A 2,289-nucleotide genomic window follows, 5' to 3' on the forward strand; every position below is an offset into this window, starting at 1 on the left:
TTAGACTTGATTGACGGTATTGATTTAGAAAGTTTAGTTGCAAAACGTACGACTGGCTTAATGAACCCGAAAGATGCAGCGAAGATTGAAAAATCAACGCGCAAAGAGTTCCCAGAAGGCATTAATGCTTATGGTACTGACGCAGTTCGTTTCACGTTCTGTGCGCTTGCAAACACTGGTCGTGACATCAAGTTCGACTTAAAACGTGTTGAAGGCTACCGTAACTTCTGTAACAAAATCTGGAATGCAACTCGTTTCGTTCTTATGAATGTTGAAGGCCAAACTGTTGGTCAACAAGCGCGCCCTGATCTATGGGAGTTGCCAGAACAATGGATTATGAGCCGTCTGCAAAAAGCAGAAGCTGCTGTACATCAAGCGTTTGCAACGTATCGTTTAGACCTTGCTGCTCAAGCGATTTACGACTTTATTTGGAATGAATATTGTGACTGGTACGTTGAGTTAACTAAACCCGTTCTAAACGATGCAGAAGTTTCTGAAGAGCGTAAAGCTGAAGTACGCCGTGTATTGCTTGCAGTAATGGAAGCTTCTTTACGCTTAGCTCATCCATTAATGCCGTATTTGACAGAGGAAATCTGGCAGACTCTTGCACCAATGCTTGGTCAAGGCGGCCCAACGATTATGACTGCTCAATACCCTATTCCAGAGCAGGCAAAAATCAATGAACAAGCTGAAGCAGATATGCAATGGCTTCAAGGTTTGATTGGCGCAGTACGTAACATTCGCGGTGAGTTAGGCTTAGGTAATGCGCGCTTGTTGCCAGTATTACTTCAAAACACATCTGACGCTGAACGTGAACAAATTATTCGTATTGAAGCATTGTTCAAAGCACTAGCTAAAGTTGAAAGCATTGAGTTCTTGAATAAAGATCAAGAGCCACCTTTATCTTGCTCTAGCGTTGTAAGCCATGCATCGGTATTTGTACCAATGAAAGGCTTAATTGACCCTAAAGCTGAGCTTGCTCGTTTGCAAAAAGACTTGGATAAAATCCAAAAGCAACACGACCAAATTGCAGGCAAACTTGCAAACGAAGGCTTTGTTTCTAAAGCACCAGCAGCGGTTGTTGAAGGTGAAAAAGCGAAGCTTGCTGAGTTTGCTGCTCAGTTAGAGAAAGTTAAAGCAAATATGGAGCAGATTGCTGCGCTTTAAGCTTTTTAGTTAAATGAACCCAGAATCTGTGCAAACAGGTTCTGGGTTTTTCTATATTTAAAAATTACTTTTTTTGTAGAATCAGCATATGGAGATGCCATGATTTTATGCAACCATTCAACAAAGGTAGATTTTCATTAATTTCTTTATGAAACAATAAATTAAATTCGTATAAAAACAAATCGACTATATCTTGGTAAGTAAAACCTATAAATTTTTTAGGTTCTCTAGTAACCCATTCATCTTGAGTCCCCAATAAATCAACTACCAGAAGTCCGTCTTCAGGAAGTGCATTTATAATTCGTTTAATTACACTATAAAAATAACTTGGGTCGCAAAAGAATAAACTTGATGAAGCAATAATTAAGCTTGCAGATGGAAAATTAAAGTCTTCAAAAGATTCATGATAGAAACTAAATTTAGAGTTATCTTTAAATCGCTCAGCACAGACTCTTTGTGCATCAATTGAAATATCAAAAGCATGAACATTAAATCCCTTTGAGAGTAGATAAGCAGATTCATTGCCAGCGCCACAGCCGCAATCTATAGCAATTAAAGGTAAGTTAGGAAAATAACCTAAAGCCTTCTCTAAAATAGGTCTATGTTTAAGTTCTTTTGATAATTGAATAAATTTTTCATTCATAAATCCGATCTTTTAATTTTTATAATTTTCACACTATATTTTATAAAGAATATAACCTCAACGATTTCTTATTTTAGAAGCTACCGACCAAATCGCGGGCAAACTTGCAAATGAAGGCTTTGTATCTAAAGCACCAACAGGAATTGTTAAGGGTGAAAAAGCGAAGATTGCTGCTCAGTTAGAGAAAGTTAAAGCGAATAGGAAGCAGATTGCTACGCTGTAATACAGTAGTTTGATTCAAAAAACCCCTTCACTTGAGGGGATTTTTATTGTGATTAATAAATATTAAAATGGCCGCAATACAAGCTAATACACTTCCAAAAAATAGATTCAATCCGCTTCCAGAGGTATCATAAATTAGCCCACCTAAAAAAGCTCCTAATCCTATTGATAAATTAAACATAGTAATATTAAGTGCAGATGCTAATTCAATATGCATAGGGGCTGAACGAATCATCCAAGTCATTAATGATATAGAA

General features: G+C 37.2%; 2 protein-coding genes and 2 pseudogenes. 2 read left to right on the forward strand and 2 right to left on the reverse strand.

The genetic code is table 11. The annotated features are described in order from the left end of the window. The coding region (locus UC75_RS21920) for a class I tRNA ligase family protein (protein ID WP_228137410.1) at positions 1-1,167 on the forward strand (1,167 nt) is incomplete at its 5' end. Between the two features lie 64 nt (positions 1,168-1,231). Here UC75_RS21920 and UC75_RS14900 read toward each other — a convergent pair. Next, entirely contained in the window at positions 1,232-1,810 is a 579-nt protein-coding gene (locus UC75_RS14900; RefSeq protein WP_049838029.1) for a methyltransferase domain-containing protein, read from the reverse strand. 85 nt (positions 1,811-1,895) lie between these two features. Between UC75_RS14900 and UC75_RS22575 the strand changes: the two are divergent. After that, positions 1,896-2,033 (forward strand): annotated as a pseudogene (locus UC75_RS22575) (hypothetical protein); the annotation flags it as partial. A 27-nt stretch (positions 2,034-2,060) separates the two neighbouring features. Here the strand turns inward: UC75_RS22575 and UC75_RS14905 are convergent. Continuing rightward, positions 2,061-2,289: pseudogene (locus UC75_RS14905) on the reverse strand (MFS transporter); the annotation flags it as partial.

Source organism: Acinetobacter sp. V2, assembly GCF_001188385.1.
GTDB classification, from domain to species: Bacteria; Pseudomonadota; Gammaproteobacteria; order Pseudomonadales; family Moraxellaceae; genus Acinetobacter; species Acinetobacter oleivorans.